Annotated in this window: 18 protein-coding genes; 7 read left to right on the top strand and 11 right to left on the bottom strand. The window is 53.3% G+C overall.

Annotation, left to right across the window (positions count from 1 at the left end; genetic code table 11):
• Positions 1 to 27: 27 nt before the first annotated feature.
• The 3 genes from ACIQW9_RS13780 to ybaK all read right to left on the bottom strand — a co-directional run bounded on the left by ACIQW9_RS13780 (position 28) and on the right by ybaK (position 1695).
• Positions 28 to 399 carry a DUF1801 domain-containing protein gene (locus ACIQW9_RS13780; protein ID WP_402338200.1) on the bottom strand — a complete coding sequence of 124 codons (372 nt, stop codon included), beginning with the start codon at positions 397 to 399 and terminating at the stop codon, positions 28 to 30.
• Between the two features lie 93 nt (positions 400 to 492).
• Positions 493 to 1098 (bottom strand): glycerol-3-phosphate 1-O-acyltransferase PlsY, encoded by a 606-nt coding sequence (gene plsY / locus ACIQW9_RS13785; protein ID WP_402338615.1) that lies wholly within the window; start codon positions 1096 to 1098, stop codon positions 493 to 495.
• A gap of 105 nt (positions 1099 to 1203) precedes the next feature.
• The gene (gene ybaK / locus ACIQW9_RS13790; protein WP_402338617.1) at positions 1204 to 1695 is read right to left on the bottom strand and encodes a Cys-tRNA(Pro) deacylase; all 492 of its coding nucleotides are present in this window, start codon (positions 1693 to 1695) and stop codon (positions 1204 to 1206) included.
• Positions 1696 to 1730: 35 nt separating this feature from the next.
• Between ybaK and ACIQW9_RS13795 the strand changes: the two genes are divergently transcribed.
• Complete coding sequence (locus tag ACIQW9_RS13795; RefSeq protein ID WP_402338203.1) at positions 1731 to 2744, top strand: endonuclease/exonuclease/phosphatase family protein; 1014 nt, start codon at positions 1731 to 1733, stop codon at positions 2742 to 2744.
• A gap of 29 nt (positions 2745 to 2773) precedes the next feature.
• On the opposite strand, the gene ACIQW9_RS13800 is transcribed toward ACIQW9_RS13795, so the two are convergent.
• From ACIQW9_RS13800 to ACIQW9_RS13810, 3 genes are all read right to left on the bottom strand, one after another.
• On the bottom strand, positions 2774 to 2953 hold the full coding sequence (locus tag ACIQW9_RS13800) for a hypothetical protein (RefSeq protein ID WP_402338205.1): 180 nt from the start codon (positions 2951 to 2953) through the stop codon (positions 2774 to 2776).
• A gap of 258 nt (positions 2954 to 3211) precedes the next feature.
• The gene (gene xerD, locus ACIQW9_RS13805) at positions 3212 to 4141 is read right to left on the bottom strand and encodes a site-specific tyrosine recombinase XerD (protein ID WP_402338208.1); all 930 of its coding nucleotides are present in this window, start codon (positions 4139 to 4141) and stop codon (positions 3212 to 3214) included.
• Between the two features lie 11 nt (positions 4142 to 4152).
• Positions 4153 to 4650, bottom strand: a complete 498-nt coding sequence (locus ACIQW9_RS13810) for a methylated-DNA--[protein]-cysteine S-methyltransferase (RefSeq protein WP_402338211.1) — start codon at positions 4648 to 4650, stop codon at positions 4153 to 4155.
• Between the two features lie 3 nt (positions 4651 to 4653).
• On the opposite strand from ACIQW9_RS13810, the gene ACIQW9_RS13815 reads away from it, so the two are divergent.
• Positions 4654 to 5055 carry a hypothetical protein gene (locus tag ACIQW9_RS13815; protein ID WP_402338214.1) on the top strand — a complete coding sequence of 134 codons (402 nt, stop codon included), beginning with the start codon at positions 4654 to 4656 and terminating at the stop codon, positions 5053 to 5055.
• A gap of 126 nt (positions 5056 to 5181) precedes the next feature.
• Here the strand turns inward: ACIQW9_RS13815 and ACIQW9_RS13820 are convergent, their stop codons facing one another.
• From ACIQW9_RS13820 to ACIQW9_RS13835, 4 genes are all read right to left on the bottom strand, one after another.
• The gene (locus tag ACIQW9_RS13820) at positions 5182 to 6684 is read right to left on the bottom strand and encodes a tripartite tricarboxylate transporter permease (protein ID WP_402338218.1); all 1503 of its coding nucleotides are present in this window, start codon (positions 6682 to 6684) and stop codon (positions 5182 to 5184) included.
• Between the two features lie 13 nt (positions 6685 to 6697).
• Entirely contained in the window at positions 6698 to 7159 is a 462-nt protein-coding gene (locus tag ACIQW9_RS13825; protein ID WP_402338222.1) for a tripartite tricarboxylate transporter TctB family protein, read from the bottom strand.
• A 181-nt stretch (positions 7160 to 7340) separates the two neighbouring features.
• On the bottom strand, positions 7341 to 8318 hold the full coding sequence (locus ACIQW9_RS13830; RefSeq protein WP_402338224.1) for a tripartite tricarboxylate transporter substrate binding protein BugD: 978 nt from the start codon (positions 8316 to 8318) through the stop codon (positions 7341 to 7343).
• A gap of 342 nt (positions 8319 to 8660) precedes the next feature.
• Complete coding sequence (locus ACIQW9_RS13835; protein WP_402338226.1) at positions 8661 to 9680, bottom strand: DctP family TRAP transporter solute-binding subunit; 1020 nt, start codon at positions 9678 to 9680, stop codon at positions 8661 to 8663.
• 211 nt (positions 9681 to 9891) lie between these two features.
• Here ACIQW9_RS13835 and ACIQW9_RS13840 point away from each other — a divergent pair, with 211 nt between their 5' ends.
• The 5 genes from ACIQW9_RS13840 to ACIQW9_RS13860 all read left to right on the top strand — a co-directional run bounded on the left by ACIQW9_RS13840 (position 9892) and on the right by ACIQW9_RS13860 (position 15531).
• The gene (locus ACIQW9_RS13840) at positions 9892 to 11928 is read left to right on the top strand and encodes a PAS domain S-box protein (RefSeq protein ID WP_402338229.1); all 2037 of its coding nucleotides are present in this window, start codon (positions 9892 to 9894) and stop codon (positions 11926 to 11928) included.
• Positions 11929 to 12083: 155 nt separating this feature from the next.
• A complete protein-coding gene (locus tag ACIQW9_RS13845) occupies positions 12084 to 12674 on the top strand; it encodes a response regulator transcription factor (RefSeq protein WP_402338230.1) in 591 nt (196 codons plus the stop codon).
• 106 nt (positions 12675 to 12780) lie between these two features.
• The gene (locus ACIQW9_RS13850; protein ID WP_402338233.1) at positions 12781 to 13671 is read left to right on the top strand and encodes an AEC family transporter; all 891 of its coding nucleotides are present in this window, start codon (positions 12781 to 12783) and stop codon (positions 13669 to 13671) included.
• A gap of 109 nt (positions 13672 to 13780) precedes the next feature.
• Positions 13781 to 14266: a tRNA (adenosine(37)-N6)-threonylcarbamoyltransferase complex ATPase subunit type 1 TsaE gene (tsaE, locus tag ACIQW9_RS13855; RefSeq protein WP_402338234.1), complete on the top strand. Its 486-nt coding sequence runs from the start codon at positions 13781 to 13783 to the stop codon at positions 14264 to 14266.
• Positions 14230 to 15531: an N-acetylmuramoyl-L-alanine amidase gene (locus tag ACIQW9_RS13860; RefSeq protein ID WP_402338235.1), complete on the top strand. Its 1302-nt coding sequence runs from the start codon at positions 14230 to 14232 to the stop codon at positions 15529 to 15531. Before tsaE ends, ACIQW9_RS13860 begins: the two co-directional genes overlap by 37 nt.
• A 35-nt stretch (positions 15532 to 15566) precedes the next feature.
• Here the strand turns inward: ACIQW9_RS13860 and ACIQW9_RS13865 are convergent, their stop codons facing one another.
• Positions 15567 to 16208 carry a VTT domain-containing protein gene (locus tag ACIQW9_RS13865; RefSeq protein WP_402338236.1) on the bottom strand — a complete coding sequence of 214 codons (642 nt, stop codon included), beginning with the start codon at positions 16206 to 16208 and terminating at the stop codon, positions 15567 to 15569.
• Positions 16209 to 16298: the final 90 nt, after the last annotated feature.

The following is a 16298-nucleotide window of genomic DNA, read 5'->3' on the forward strand; positions in this document are numbered from 1 at the left end:
TTCGATGCTGGCTGGCTCACGGCCACCTCAGGCAGACGCTAGCGACAATGACACTTTTTGAAATGCCTGCGCGACGTAGTGACTTACGTGCTTCGTCTGGATTTCTTCCACCGCAAGAATCTTGATATGCCGCCGGAATTTTCCTTTGCCTTTGAGCACCCCGAAGTCATCGTGAAGGTCACAGCCGCGACTGAACTCAACAGAGACGTGTCCTGCATAGGCAAAAACGCCGCAGAATGGCTCCCCGTTGGTGAACAGAAAACCGCCGTACTTCACCTCTTCCGATGCAGATGGCGCTGTTGCGCGGATGGCCGCCCTGATGGCAATCGCGAGTTCGTAGATCGATGGATTGCAAAAACGAAGATCATCCAATAGCGCCTGCACTTCAGTATTTTTCATGACGATTTCGTTGTGCTGACACCAGCGAATTGCAGGCTGTAAGGGCGATAAATCTTGCCGGCCACGATACGAAAACAGGAATCGAGACCAGTCCTATTTTTTCTTGCTGCCGATTCTGGTTTCCTTGCCCGCCAACAAATTTCCGATATTCTTGCCGTGCCGGTAAATCAGCAAACCGCTCATCGCCACTACCGCCAGCAGAATCGCATCTGGCCCAAACATCAAAGCGTAATAGAACGGCGCAAAAATCGCGGCAATCAATGCGGCAAAAGATGAATAGCGGAAGGCATACGCGATCACCAGCCAGGTAATCAGGGTTGCCAGGCCGAGCCAGCCATTCAGCGCCAGCAATACGCCCAAGGCAGTCGCCACACCTTTTCCGCCGACGAAGCGAAAAAATACCGGCCACAGATGACCGAGGAAAACCGCAATCGCTACCAGCGCCACGCCGCTTTCCTGCACGCCGTAATCCGGCCCGAAGTGTTTGACCAGCCAGACTGCGACAAAACCTTTTGCGCCATCGCCCAACAGCGTCAATATCGCCGCCTTTTTATTCCCGCTGCGCAGCACATTGGTTGCACCCGGATTTTTCGAGCCGTAACTGCGCGGGTCGGCCAAGCGAAAACATTTGCTGACAACTACTGCAAATGAAATCGAGCCGATCAGGTAAGCACCGATGGCAAATAAAACCGTACTCAGAACTGTATTCATATCAACCCTTCATTATCTTTTTTATTATGTTTTAGCCGCGCGCTTTACAGTTTTATATCCTTGCCTGCAAAACGGCGCTCACAAGCTGATTCTTTATTCTTCCAGCGCACACTGCACTGCCGTTGCCGACAATACCTGAGTCAACACTTGCGGCGCAATGCCGATCAGATAACCGCGTCGCCCGCCGTTTATATATATCTTTTCCAGATCAAGAATACTCTGCTCGACATACACCGGCATCGTCTTGCGCGTGCCGAATGGCGAGGTGCCGCCAATCAGAAATCCGGAATGCCGGTTCGCCACTTCCGGTTTGCACGGTTCCACCGATTTGCAGCCGATCTGCCGCGCCAGATTCTTGGTCGATACCTTGCGATCGCCATGCATCAGCACAATCAGGGGTTTGGCTGCTTCGTCCTGCATGACCAGAGTCTTGACGACTGCATGCTCGTCGACACCCAGCTTGCGCGCGGAAACCGTGGTACCGCCATGCTCTTCATAATCATAAGGATGCTCGGAAAAAGCAATCTCTTTGCGGCGCAAAAAATGGGTCGCGGGCGTTTCGGAAATATGCTCTTTTTTTGCCATGCGTGTTACGCTCATCTTAAAAATTGGAGCACATTATGCAACAAGAACTTCGCTTTGCAAGCTTCAATGTCTGTAATCTGGCTTTGCCGGGCATGAAATACTATGACGACCAGATTCCGTATTCAAGCGAAGAATACGACGCAAAAATCAACTGGATCGCGCAGCAGCTGGATAGACTCGATGCCGATGTCATCGGCCTGCAGGAAATTTTCTCGCAAGCCGCCTTGAAAGACGTGCTGGCCAAAACACAGAATTATCGCGATGCACAACTGATCGGCTTCGATCCGGACCCGCTGACCGATCATCTGACACCCAGCGTCGCCTTGATATCGCGCCTGCCGGTATCCCCCGGTGCGGTGATTTACACGGAATTACCAAATAATCTAACCGTCACCCTGCCTGGCGTGCATCATCCGGTCAGCCGTTTCACGCGACCGATACTGCACGCAACGATAGAAATTGCACCCGACTTGCTGACGCATGTATTTGTCTGCCATCTGAAATCCAAGCTGCCGGATTATCGCAACGATAGCAACGACGATCATCCGGATCAAGCCGGTATCGCCATGCTGCGCTCGCTGATCCGGCGCGGCACCGATGCACTAGGCTTGCGCACGCTGTTGTCCAATGTAAACAAGAAAAAACGCCTGCCGATTATTGTCATGGGCGACTTCAACGATGTCGCCAGCGCAATTCCGACGCAAATGGTGATGGGCCTGGGAAAATATCCGCTGGATGGCATCGACGACAGGCTGTTTGAAAGTTATCGCATCCAGTCACGCCGTGATGCCTTGCGCGACGTCGGCTACACGCATATGCACGATGGCATCTATGAGACGATCGATCACATACTGGTTTCTGAAGAATTCAATCCGGCATCGCGCGCGGCGATAGGCGAAGTGGCGGAAGTGATGTACCTGAATGACCACATGACATTCAAACAGCCGCACGCTTCAGATCACGGTCTGGTGCTGGTGCGCATAATCCTGCATGGAAAAACATTGGTCAGCACGACTTCATCCGACATGCCGGATGAACCACTGGCCTGAGTCGTGCACTAACCGGAAATCAGAAAGCGTTAAGTCGCGGCAGGATCGGCGTCATTCGCTTCCGCGCCATCCGCATCGGCTTCTGATGCTTCGGTGCCGTCGTCAGGCGAATTTCCTTTTTCGAGCTTGCGCTTCAACTTCTCTTCTTTTTTTCTTTTCTTTTCCAGCTCTTTTTGACGCTTTTCATACTGAAAATTAGGTTTGGCCAAGGGATCACTCTTTGAGTAGATGTTCTGTTTAAGATGGAAGACAGGTGCGCGCGTTGCTTTCAGTATCCTTGCCGCGATCATGCACCGCCAATGGGACGAATGCTAGCATGCCATCACCTTTCGCGTCTAAAAACAGACAGAATATGCTGGATGCAACGGCATGCAAATATCATCGAAAATCAATTAAAAGTCATCAATTCAGCCAATATTCATTCTTCTACGCAATAAAAATTGTTTGAGTCGTAAAAATTGAATAACTTAGCCTCGCGGATGATGCATCTGATGCAGGCGCTTCAGACGTTCGCGCGCGACGTGCGTATAAATTTGCGTCGTCGAGATATCCGAGTGACCGAGCAGCATCTGGACTACCCGCAAATCGGCACCGTGGTTCAGCAGATGAGTGGCGAAAGCGTGGCGCAGCGTATGCGGCGATAGCGGCGCATTGATTTCAGCGGCCGCCGCATGCTTCTTGATCAGGGTCCAGAACATCTGCCGCGTCATCGCCGCACCACGCGCCGTGACGAACAGGGCATCATCGATCTGCCCATCAAGAATCAAGGGACGCGCTTCTTTCAGATAACGCTCTATCCACGCCCGCGCCTCCTCACCGAAGGGTACCAGGCGCGTTTTCCCGCCTTTGCCGATGATGCGCAAGACGCCTTCATTCATTCCCACTTCTATCGATTTCAGCAACACCAGTTCCGTGACACGCAAGCCGCTGGCATACATCAGCTCCAGCATCGTGCGGTCGCGCAAACCCAGTGGCGTCGTCACATCCGGCGCAGCCAGCAATGCCTCCACCTGCGCCTCCGATAGTGTTTTCGGTATGCGCGGTGGCTGTTTGGCCGAACGCATTTTCAGGCAGGGGTCGTCGCTAATCCTGTTTTGCCGCAGAGCCAATTGATAAAAGCGCTTGAGCACGGCCAGCCGGCGATTGGATGAAGTTGCCTTGGTGACTTCATGGCGTGCGAAGAAATACGCATTCACATCGTCCGCATGCGCAGCCAGCAAAGTCTTGCCGCGCTCGGCTTGCAGCCAGACAGCAAACAGGCGCAAGTCACGGCGATATGCTTCGAGCGAATTCTTTGCCAGCCCGTCTTCCAGCCACAAGGTGTCGCAGAATTCGTCGATCTGGGCCTGACTGGGCAAGGTATCGGTATCCACCGCAGCTTTGGCCACCTTGTTCATCGGTCTGCCCATCAATAACCCGCGACCTTTTCGTGCGCGAGCAACCATCGCTTCACGCCCACATGAAATCCGGTCTCATCATCATGATGCGAGAAACCGCCCAGCCCTGTTGCCGCAGTAACGCGATGACACGGAATCACCAGCGGAAACCAGTTGGCACCGCAGGCCTGTCCTACCGCGCGCGGTGCAGATTGCACGCGCCGTGCGATATCGCCATAGGTAAGCACCTTACCGCGCGGAATTTCGCTAATCGCCGCCCATACCTTTTGCTGGAAAGGCGTACCTATCGGCGCCAGCGGCAAGTCGAATTGAAAATCGGGATCGCTCAGATAGCGCTCAACCTGCACTGCCGCCTTTGCCGCAACGGGATCGATCGCATCCTTGCCATGAAAACTTGCGGACAGATACACCAGCTCGCGCACAACGCGGTCTTCGGTGCGTATGCCAATCGCACCGAACGATGTTTCAACAATGGCGGAGAATAAGGAAGAGGAGGAAGTCTGTTTCATTGCATGCAGCCCAAAGACATTTACACATACACAGAGCATAAAACAAAAAAGGCGCATCTCGCGATGCGCCCTCAAATACTGCCGCTGTACCCCAAACCGCATATAGCTGCGCTATCACAGTTTTTATTGATACAGGTCTCCCCTGCTAACCCGACATCAATGCCGTGTGTATGTATGCTCCCCCACAACCATTCCATGGCGCTGAACACTGCGCACTACCGCAGATCAGGGCAGCAAAGCCGGACTCATTATAAAAATCAATCCATGGGAAATCAAGCACTTATCCGCAATGAATCGTTACTAAAGAAAAGAGCGAAAGACACACTTTTAGTCATGCAAATACTGCGCAATCAAACATCACTTGAAGGGACCAATAAAAAAGGCGTGCCTTGCGGCACGCCTTGAATTTTACTTGAGCATTTCCGGCGGTTTGATCATGTCATCATCAACAGCTTCTGTGAAACACAAGTCTCCTCAGCTCACCGGCACTACTGCCAACCCTGACAGAAAGCAGCGTACCGTACCAAGCCTTTATTCTTCTTTGAATGCTTCCTCACGTTTTTTGCGCAATGCGGGCAACAGTACCGCAATCAATGCAAGTGCTGCGCACGCCAGCATCGTAGCGCTAATCGGGCGATTGAGGAATACCATCGGATCGCTACGCGACAACAGCAAGGCGCGACGCAGATATTCTTCCATCATCGGTCCGATAATAAAGCCCAGCAGCATCGGAGCCGGTTCGGCATCGAGCTTGGCACAAATATAACCGAACAATCCGAATAAGACCATCAGATAAATATCGAAATCACTGTTATTCAAACTGAATACGCCAATTGCGCAAAACATCAGAATGGCCGGGAATAGATGATGGTAAGGCACAGTAATCATGCGTACCCACAAACCGATCATCGGCAAATTCAGCACGATCAGGAAGAAGTTACCTATCCACATCGAGGCAATCAAGCCCCAGAACAGCGTCGGCTGTTCGGTCATGACTGCAGGACCAGGCTGAATACCCTGAATGATCATCGCACCTATCATCAGCGCCATCACCGGGTTGGATGGAATACCCAGAGTCAGCATTGGAATGAAGGAGGTTTGCGCGCCAGCATTGTTGGCAGACTCAGGTGCCGCAACACCTTCGATTGCCCCTTTGCCGAACTGCGCCGAATTCTTCGAGACCTTTTTTTCGATCGAATACGCTGCAAACGACGCCAGCATGGCACCGCCGCCAGGCAGAATACCCAGCGCAGATCCAAGCACGGTGCCGCGCAGAATCGGCGCGATGATGCGCTTCATGTCTTCCTTGGTCAGCATCAGGCCCGAAACCTTCTTCATTACCAGCGAGCGTGTTTCTTCATGCTCGAGGTTGCGAACGATTTCACCGATACCGAACATACCCATGGCAACGATCACAAAGTTGATGCCATCTGCCAGTTCAGGCAAATCAAAGGTGTAGCGAGCTGCGCCGGAGTTCACGTCCGAACCAACCAGGCCCAGCAGCAAGCCCAGAATCACCATGCCGATTGCATTGAGCAGCGAACCGCTGGCCAGCACCACCGACGCCACCAGACCCAGCACCATCAGGGAGAAATATTCTGCCGGGCCGAATTTCAAGGCCAGTTCAGCCAGCGGCGGCGCAAACAGCGCAAGCAAAACGGTGGCCACGGTACCTGCAAAAAACGAACCGATCGCAGCCGTTGCCAGAGCTTTTCCGGCATGACCCTGTCGCGCCATCTGGTAGCCGTCAATTGCCGTCACCACCGAGGATGACTCCCCAGGCAGATTCACCAGAATCGCGGTAGTAGATCCGCCGTATTGTGCACCGTAATAAATACCGGCCAGCATGATCAGCGCCGCAATCGGCGGCAAGGCAAACGTTGCCGGCAGCAGCATGGCAATCGTGGCAACCGGACCCAGTCCAGGCAAGACGCCCACTGCCGTGCCCAGAAAAACTCCGATCAAGCAGTACAACAAATTCTGCAGGGACAAGGCGGTTTCGAATCCCAGCCCTAAATTAGCGAATAATTCCATTATCAGTACCTTCTCAACCGCCAAACCATGGGCCAATAATTGCAATCGGCAAGCCGAGCAATTTGACGAAAACCACTACGGAAAATGTCGCCGCGCCTGCAGCCAACAAGATACCGTTTCTCCAAGAAAACTTGGTGCTTGCATATGCACTGAAGAGAATCAGCGCAAATGTAGCCGCGACCAAGCCGGCACCGCGGATCAGCACACCGAACAGCAAGACCCCAGTCAGAATCAGGACCAGTTCCTTGACGGCGAATTTGCCAATCGGCTCACCATCAATGAAAAAAGAACGCCCCACCGCCACCAAACCGATCAATGCGAGCAAGCCGCCCAGAATGGTCGGGAAATAGGCTGGACCCATTTTGCCGGCAGTACCCATCGAGTAATCAAGGCCGATAATAATCGCGGCCAGACCGATGCATAGAAAAATAATCCCAGTCCAAAAATCCTTGGGATGTCGAATAAATGATGGCAAGGTGTTCCCCTTCTCTTGAAACTTGATGACTCGACACACTGACATTCAGGTGCCGGGTAAATACAGACTGTTACGTCAAACTAAAACCGTCAATAAATGTCGGCCCATATTCAAAATGACGAGATGCCTGCGCATCTCGTCATTGATTACATCCATCATTTCACAACATTGCGAACAGTGATTAATCCGCGTAAACGCCGGCCTTCTTGATGATAGGCGCCCACTTCGCAATTTCCGACTTCAGGAATGCGCGCAGAGCTTCCGGCGTTGCACGATCACTGCTCACCGGCTCGGTGCCCAGATCGGCAAAACGCTGCTTGACCATTGGATCTTTCAGTGCAATTTGCAATGCCCCTTCCAGCTTTTGGATCACTGGCTTAGGTGTGCCTTTTGGTGCGTACAGACCATGCCAGACCGCTACTTCAAAACCAGGCAAACCTGCTTCTGCCGCAGTTGGGATATTTGGCAGGGAAGGAACGCGTGTTTTCGTTGTCACTGCGTAAGCCTTGACTTTGCCGCCCTTGATCTGGCTCGTTGTATTGGTGGTTTGATCACACATGAAATCAACCTGACCGCCGAGCAAATCATTCATCGCAGGGCCAGTGCCTTTGTAAGGCACGGTAGTCAATTCCGTATCAATCGCCGTCATGAACAACATGCCGCACAAATGGGAAGCCGAACCAACGCCTGCATTGGCATAAGTTACCTTGTTCTTGTTGGCTTTTACATACGCCACGAATTCCTTGAAATCCTTGGCAGGAAAATCGCCGCGCGCAATGAAAGTCATCGGAACGTCGGTGATCAGGCCGATAGGTTCAAAATCATCAACAGCGTTATAGCTCAGCTTGCGGTACAGCGTTGGCGCGGTCGATTGACCGATATGATGCAAAAATATTGTATAGCCGTCTGGTGCCGCCTTCGCAACTCGTCCTGCACCTAAGGTGCCGCCTGCGCCACCAACGTTTTCAACAATAACCGTTTGCTTCAGTGTCCCTGTCATGGATTGTGCAACCAGACGCGCTACCGTATCAGTCGGTCCACCGGCCGCAAACGGCACTACCATCGTGATGGTTTTGTTTGGGTAGGCTGCATCAGCGTAGGCGAATGAACTGGCGCACAAAGCGAGTCCGACAATCGTTTTCAAAAATTTATTGCTCATGTGATTCGTCTCCTGATTTAATAATTATTGTAAAAACCACAATCGATATGCATGAACTTGCAATCGTATTGCCAGCACATCCTATCAAAACCACAAAAAAAGAGATACCGGCTTCTTGTTGGCCGCATGCCCTTATTTTGGCTACCCGGCTCCCGAATAGTGGAAGGCGTATCTTAATGGGACAACCTTTCACCAGCCTTGCGCGCACAAGACTAAACGATTTTATCTAATCGTCGCAAGAAAGATTAATTGATGATGGGACTAAATTGTAAAAACAGGACAATAAGAGAAATTAGCGTCTACGTTCGGATACAAAAAATCCGGTTCGCGCAATCGGATGCATCAACGTCCGCCCACACGCCGCCCATCGGCTTCCTTGGCAACCGTCATCACGACTGCCTTGCCAATTCTATCTTCAAGGTCTTTGCGTACCGGCAACAAGGCTTGGTGCCAGGCGGCGCTTTCCTTGTCGGTCAACACATGGATGGTCGTTTTTCTGGTTTTTCTGATCAACTCGAGCGCAGCTTCATTTTCCTTTACGGCCAGGGCATTGCCATAAGAAGTTGCCGCCTGCATTGCATCATCGATCAGCTTGCGCAAATCGAATGGCAAACCATCCCAGAATTTTTTGTTAACGATGACGGCACTGCCCAGATAACCATGATTCGATACCGTTATATTGCTTTGCACGTCATAGAGTTTTCTGGCGTAAAAATTGAGCGGCGCGGTTTCAAGACCATCAATGACGCCACTGCGCAACGCGAAATACACTTCATTCGAATCCATGATCTGCGGAATCGCTCCCAGCGCTCTCATCTGGATTTCCAGCACCGGCGAAGAATGTACCCGCATTTTCATGCCGACAAAATCGGCAGGCATCTTCAGCGGCTTGTTTGCCGACATGATTTTGAAGCCATTGTCCCAATATGCCAGTCCGACCATGCCTTTGGAATCCAGCCTTTTCAGCAGCGCCTTACCTAAGGTTCCCTCGGTCACCCGCGCGACGGCATCCTTGTTGGCAAACAGATACGGCAAATCGAACACTTCAAAATCCTGCGCGCCGAATTGGGCCAGCTTGGCCAGCGAAGGCGCCACCATCTGCACTGCGCCCAGCTGCAGTGCTTCCAGTTCATCCGACTCTTTATACAGTTGATTATTTGGATAGACATCGACACGGATACGGCCCCGGCTGCTCTCCTCCAGCAATTCCTTGAAATGCAATGCCGCACGTCCCTTGGGGGTATCGCTACCGGCAACATGGCTGAATTTGATTACAGTTGTCGCTTGCGCAGATACAATTGTGCCTGCCGTCGATAATGCCAGGGCAAGCAAAAACAAATGTATTTTTATTGCTATTTTCATTGCGCAGTCGGGAAATTACAATTTTGATTTTGGCGTTACTATGCGCAGTCATTCAATTTTCCGCAAGTGTGGATAACCGCACCACGATGCAGGGACAGGCAGACTGCCTCGAGAAATCGCAGTCTTTAGTGAGCATGCCACATCATTACATGAACGATTCACGACTATCCGTCGTCGGCATTTTGACAGACGGATTTTCCATTAGCTATTTATGATATCAAACCCCTCCCGCGCCGCCAGCTTCGGCTTCCCCAGCCGCAAACAGGCATGGCGCTGGCTCATTCCGCTGATGCTGGCGGGCTTGTTCCTGACCACTCTGATCTGGTTGCCGCTGCACGAAAAGCAGCAGGAAGCCAGCGAGCGTCAGGAGCAATTGATTGCCGATTCCCTGTGGGTCGAACAGACCATCCGCTTCCAGCTCCAGCGCAATGAAGAAAGCCTGAAGCTGATGGCGTCGGAAATCATTACCGGCTATCTCAACGGCCCCCGCCTGCAGGAACGCATGGCCAACCTGATTCGCAATAATCATGAAATCCACCGCATCATCGAGCTCGATGCAGACGGCAATCTGATCACCTCAACAGATGAAACCCTGATCACAAAAAATGAACTGTCGGTGCCATCGAAAAGAGCGGACGAACGTGCACGCGCAACACAAACTCCCATGTATAGCCAGCCTGCACCAGATGTCAGCGGGCCGGTCATGTTCGACTATCACGTGCCGCTGTTTGTCGACAACAAATACACCGGCAGCATCATCGCCAGCTATCTGGCGTCCAGCATACTGGACGACATGGTGCCGTGGTGGTTCGCACAAGACAATGAAATTGCGCTGACCGACATCAACGACACGATCATTCACAAACGTGCTTCAGGCGGCGCCGGCCGCGGTGTGTACACGCACAGACGGGCACTCAATCTGGCGGGCGTGTCCCTGCAACTGAGCACCAACAGCACCAAGAGCGCGCCCAAGCTGCTGCCCAGCCTGCTGGTCGATACCGTCATCCTGTTGGCGCTCGGACTGACATGGAGTCTGACCGCCCTGTGGCGCGATATCAATCGCCGTCTCGCAGCGGAAACCGCCTTGCGCGAACAGATCGCGTTTCGTACGGCGATGGAAAACTCGCTGATCACCGGTTTGCGCGCGCGCGATCTGGATGGCCGCGTGACTTACGTGAATCCGGCTTTTTCGCAGATGGTAGGAATCGCCGCAGAAGAAATCGTCGGTCACCTGCCGCCCATGCCGTACTGGGCGCCGGAAGCAATGAGCGAATATCAGCGGCGTTTTTCGCAAGTTGTCGCAGGCACCGTCACGCCACAGGGATTTGAAACCATTTTCCAGCATGCCGACGGTCGTCGCATCCCGGTGCTGATTTTTGAATCACCGCTGGTGGACGATACCGGCAAGCAAACCGGCTGGATGGGTTCCATTCTCGATATTTCGGATCGCAAACGCGTGGAAGACCTGAACCGCCAGCAACAGGAAAAACTGCAGGCCAGCGCACGTCTGGCGACGATGGGTGAAATTGCCTCGACGCTGGCACACGAATTGAATCAGCCGCTGGCAGCGATTTCCAGTTACACCACCGGTGCCTTGAATTTGCTGGCAAGCGAACAGCCGAAAGAGGCGACGATCAATATCGAGATGCTGACGCAGGCTCTGGAAAAAGCCAATGCGCAGGCACAACGCGCCGGCCAGATCATCCGCAGCGTGCACACCTTCGTCAAAAAACGCGAACCGATGCGTACCGCCATCAGCATCTCCGAACTGATAGGCAGCGTGACGCCGCTGGTCGAACTGCAGGCGCAGCAATATTTTGTCACCATCAAGGTCGATATTCCCGCCGCCTTGCCGGCCGTATTGGCCGATCAGGTGTTGCTGGAACAGGTGCTGCTGAATCTGACACGTAACGGTATCGAGTCCATGCAAAGCGTCGCACCAGAAAAACGGATCTTGCGCATCGCTGCCGCGATCGATCCGGCAACACCGCGCAATGTGGTTGTGTCAATCAGCGATCAGGGTCACGGCATTCCATCGGACGTGGCCGAACGCCTGTACTCGCCGTTCTTTTCAACCAAGGCGGACGGCATGGGCATGGGCTTGAGTATCTGCCGCACAGCAATTGAATTCCACGGTGGCACCCTCACGCATGTGGATAATCCCGGCGGTGGTACGATTTTCCGTTTTTCACTACCGGCGTTGCAAAATAATTTGATCGCCACGACAATGCGTGCAGATCGCGCATGACAACCATGATGTTTTGATATGTATATTGCATTGCGCCGAACAATTGAATCCGGCGCAATGAGCTAGGCCCCTTGCATGCGGGCTCATTGTGGTCTTGATGCGCTTTTATTGCGCCTTTATTGGTTACGCGCCCTTGCCGGCTGACAGGATATTCCATGCTGCACATTATTGACGATGAAGAAGTAATCCGCGATTCACTGATGTGGCTGGCGAAATCGCGCGGCATTCCAGCCGTCGCCTATGACAGCGGCAAGGCATTTCTTGCCACGCTGGACAGCATCTCGCGCGCTGCTCCGCAGGGACAATGCATATTGCTGGACGTGCGCATGCCCGACGTCAGCGGCATCGCGCTGTTCGACCTGCTTTCCTCGCGCAGCATGACGCAATTATTCCCGGTCATTTTTCTCACCGGTCATGGCGACGTGCCTATGGCAGTAGACACCCTGAAGCGCGGCGCCTTCGACTTTTTTGAAAAACCGTTCAATGACAACAAGTTGATGGACCGGGTGCAGGAGGCACTGTCAGCGTCGGAACAGGCATCTGCCAGCGTTGCGATACACACACGCCTGGCCGCATTGTCAGGCCGCGAACGCGAAGTGCTGGATCTGATCCTGGAAGGAAAAATGAACAAGGTGATCGCCGACAAGCTGGGGATCAGCATGCGCACAGTGGAAGTACATCGCGCGCATATTTTCGACAAGATGAACGTCAAGACAGCAGTCGAACTGGCGCGCCTGTTGAAGTAAAATCTGTTCCTGCTGCGCTTGCACATCTCTTTCCTGTCCGCGCCCCGGTTCCATACACCTTGTATTTCCCGCTCCGGCCTTGCGCCGCAGCCCATCGCCAAGCACCATGCACATCGTCAATATCCTGCTTCCTGATTTCATGCTGATTCTGTTCGGCGCGATCCTGTTTCGCGTCACGCAATGGGGCGATGAATTCTGGGCCGGAATGGAAAAACTGATTTATTACGTCCTGTTTCCCGCATTATTGTTTTACTCAACCGCCCGCTCGCCCATCAATTTCGCAGCGACCGGACAGTTCCTGCAGATTGCCATTGCCGCCTGCCTGGCCGGAATCGCTCTCGGCTGGCTGGCGAAACCGCTATTCAGAGCAGGGCCGATGATTTTTGAATCCGGCCTGCAAACCGCCTTCCGCTTCAATTCGTATATTGCGCTGGCAATTGCCGGCCGGTTGGGCGGGGATCAGGGCACCTCCTTGATGGGATTGGTGATCGGTTTTGCGGTACCGCTGTGCAATATGGCGGCGGTGCACGCGCTGGTAAAGAACAAAGGTCGCTTGCTGCTCGAGCTATTGAAAAATCCGCTGCTGATGGCAACCATGGGCGGCGTAGTCTTCAATCTGCTCGGCTTTCAGTTGCCCGATCTGGCCGGCGCCTTCCTGTCGCGTCTGGGCAATGCATCGATCGCACTTGGCCTGATCATGGTCGGTGCAGGATTGCGCCTGACCGGTTTGCACTCAGCGAAAGGCATCGCCGCTTATTTTCTGGCCGTCAAATTATTGGCCGTACCCGCGATTACCTATGCATTGGGAAAATGGGTCGGCTTGTCGCCACTGCATTTGCAGATAGTCGTGATGTTTGCTGCGCTGCCAACCGCATCGAGCTGCTATGTACTGGCGGTACGCATGGGAGGCAACGGCCCCTTTGTCGCGTTTCTGATCTCGGGCGGCACACTGATTTCGATGGCGACCCTGCCGCTGTGGCTAGTGCTGCTGCAGTAAGCCGCACTAGCCGCGTCGCTACGCACTCAAAGAAAATGAACTCTGTCGTGGCAATGACATCGTACAGTCGGCAACCCACTGAATTTATATAAATAAGTATTCGTATCCTATGCAAGCTCTGACCGTTCACCTGCATGAAGAAGCCGGCACCATTGCACTCGGGGCCGCACTCGCACGCGCACTGCAGCCGGGCTTGACGATTTATCTGCACGGCGATCTGGGCGCCGGAAAAACCGCACTGACCCGCGCCATGCTGCATGCACTCGGCCATGAGGGTCATGTAAAAAGTCCGACCTACACATTGGCTGAACCGTATGCGATCACGCTTGCAGGGCAAACCGTCAATGTGATCCATTTTGATTTATACCGGATGGCGAGCGCCGAGGAATTTCTCGAGGCAGGTTTCCGCGAATACTTCAACCATCAAACAATTTGCGTCATCGAATGGCCGGAAAAAGCGGAAGCTGTGTTGCCGCCACCCGATCTTAGTATTTCACTCGCCGTTGCAGGCGAAGGACGTGATGTAGAATTGCAGCCGTTGTCCGAACAAGGTGTTGAATGTCTGAACCGACTGAAATTCGCTCCAAATCTGTGAAGGCCAAAGTGCGCCGCACCGTTCTCAAAGCGGGCGGTACGCTGCTGATTTCGCTATTTTCTCCGCTGTCCGCACTGGCGTCGCAAATTCTCGCCGTGCGCACTTGGCCATCTGAAGAGTACACGCGCGTCACACTGGAAAACGATGCGAACCTGAAGACCAGCCATTTCATCATCAAGAATCCCGAGCGGCTGGTCGTCGATGTCGAAGGCATAGAACTGAGCCCGACCCTGAAAAGCCTGGTCGCCAAGATCCAGCCCAACGACCCCTACATCAAGCAGGTACGTGTCGGCCAGAACCGGCCGAATGTGGTGCGGCTGGTGTTCGACCTGAAGGAAGAAGTCAATCCGCAGGTATTTACGCTGGCGCCGGTAGGCGAATATCAGCACCGGCTGGTATTCGATCTGTATCCGGTCAATCCGCCCGACCCGATCGCGGCGCTGATAGAAAAAGGCCAGTGGTCGATCGACGCGCCGCCGGACGCTATGCCGCCGCCGGTGGCTGAAATCAAACCGCCGTACGCCGAACCCAAGTCGGACCGCGCCCCGCAAGTGAACCGCATGCTGACAATTGCACTGGACCCTGGCCACGGCGGCGAAGATCCGGGCGCAGTAGGACGTGGCGGCAGCTATGAAAAAAATATCGTGCTGGCGATCGCCAAGCGACTCAAAGCCAAACTCGAACAGCACCCGAACATGCGCGTCATGCTGACCCGCGACGGCGACTATTTTGTACCCCTGCATGTGCGCGTACAAAAGGCGCGCAAGGTACAGGCCGATCTGTTCGTCTCGATACACGCCGATGCATTTGTACAGCCGACAGCCAACGGTTCATCGGTATTTGCATTATCGGAAAAAGGCGCCAGCTCTACTGCTGCGCGCTGGCTCGCCAACAAGGAAAATGCCGCCGATCTGATAGGCGGCGCGAATATCAAGAATCACGACAAGCAACTGGCCAGCGTGCTGCTCGATCTCTCCACCACCGCGCAAATCAACGACAGTCTGAAACTGGGCAAAGCCGTATTGAACGAAATCGGCGGCATCAATCGTCTGCACAAGGGTTCGGTAGAACAGGCCGGTTTTGCAGTATTAAAGGCGCCCGATATTCCGAGCATCCTGATCGAGACGGCGTTCATCTCCAATCCGGCAGAAGAAGCCCGCTTGAACGATGATGCCTATCAGGATCAGATGGCGGATGCTGTTTCGCAAGGCATACGCAAGTATTTTGCAAAAAATCCGCCACTGGCAAAAGGCAAGATGATGTAACCCGGGCGCAGACCGTAGAAAATAGTGCGGTGTTTTTATTTCCTGAAGCGTTGCGCCAGCTTCCACATTGCGCCGAGCGCAACCGGAATTGCAGCAGCACCCACTCCCACCAGCACGATGGTATTGAGATGATCGCGGATGATCGGAATATTGCCGAACAGGTAACCGCCGACAACCAGCAGCCCCACCCACAAAATCGCACCGGTGACATTGAAAAACTGGAAGCGCACAAAGGTCATCTTTGATACGCCGGCAACGAAGGGCGCAAAGGTGCGCACGATGGGAAGGAAACGCGCCAGTATCAGTGTTTTCCCGCCATGATTTTCATAGAAGGAATGGGTCTTTTGCAGCGCGGCCCTATCCAGCCAGCGATAATCGTGCGTGAATACCTTTTCGCCTATCCGCTGTCCTATCCAGTAATTCACCGTATTGCCCAGAATCGCAGCGACAATCAGCAAACTCAGCAGCAACCAGAGATTCATGCCGCCGGAGGCACAAAAGGCGCCGGCGATGAACAGCAAAGTGTCGCCCGGCAAAAATGGAAAGATGACCAAACCGGTTTCGCAAAAAATAATCGTAAACAGAACCAGATAAATCAGTGCGCCATATTGCGCGATAAATGTTCCGAGATACTTGTCGACATGCAAAATCATGTCGAAAAACTGCATGAAATCCATAATTTTCCTTGGTAGCGGCAGCATGATACACCACGCTGCATGCGCGCTGTCCATGCAGAAAGACCACCTGATCGCTCATCGGTTCACTGT

The sequence above is a fragment of the Herminiimonas sp. NPDC097707 genome (assembly GCF_044761395.1).
Classification (GTDB): domain Bacteria; phylum Pseudomonadota; class Gammaproteobacteria; order Burkholderiales; family Burkholderiaceae_D; genus Oxalicibacterium.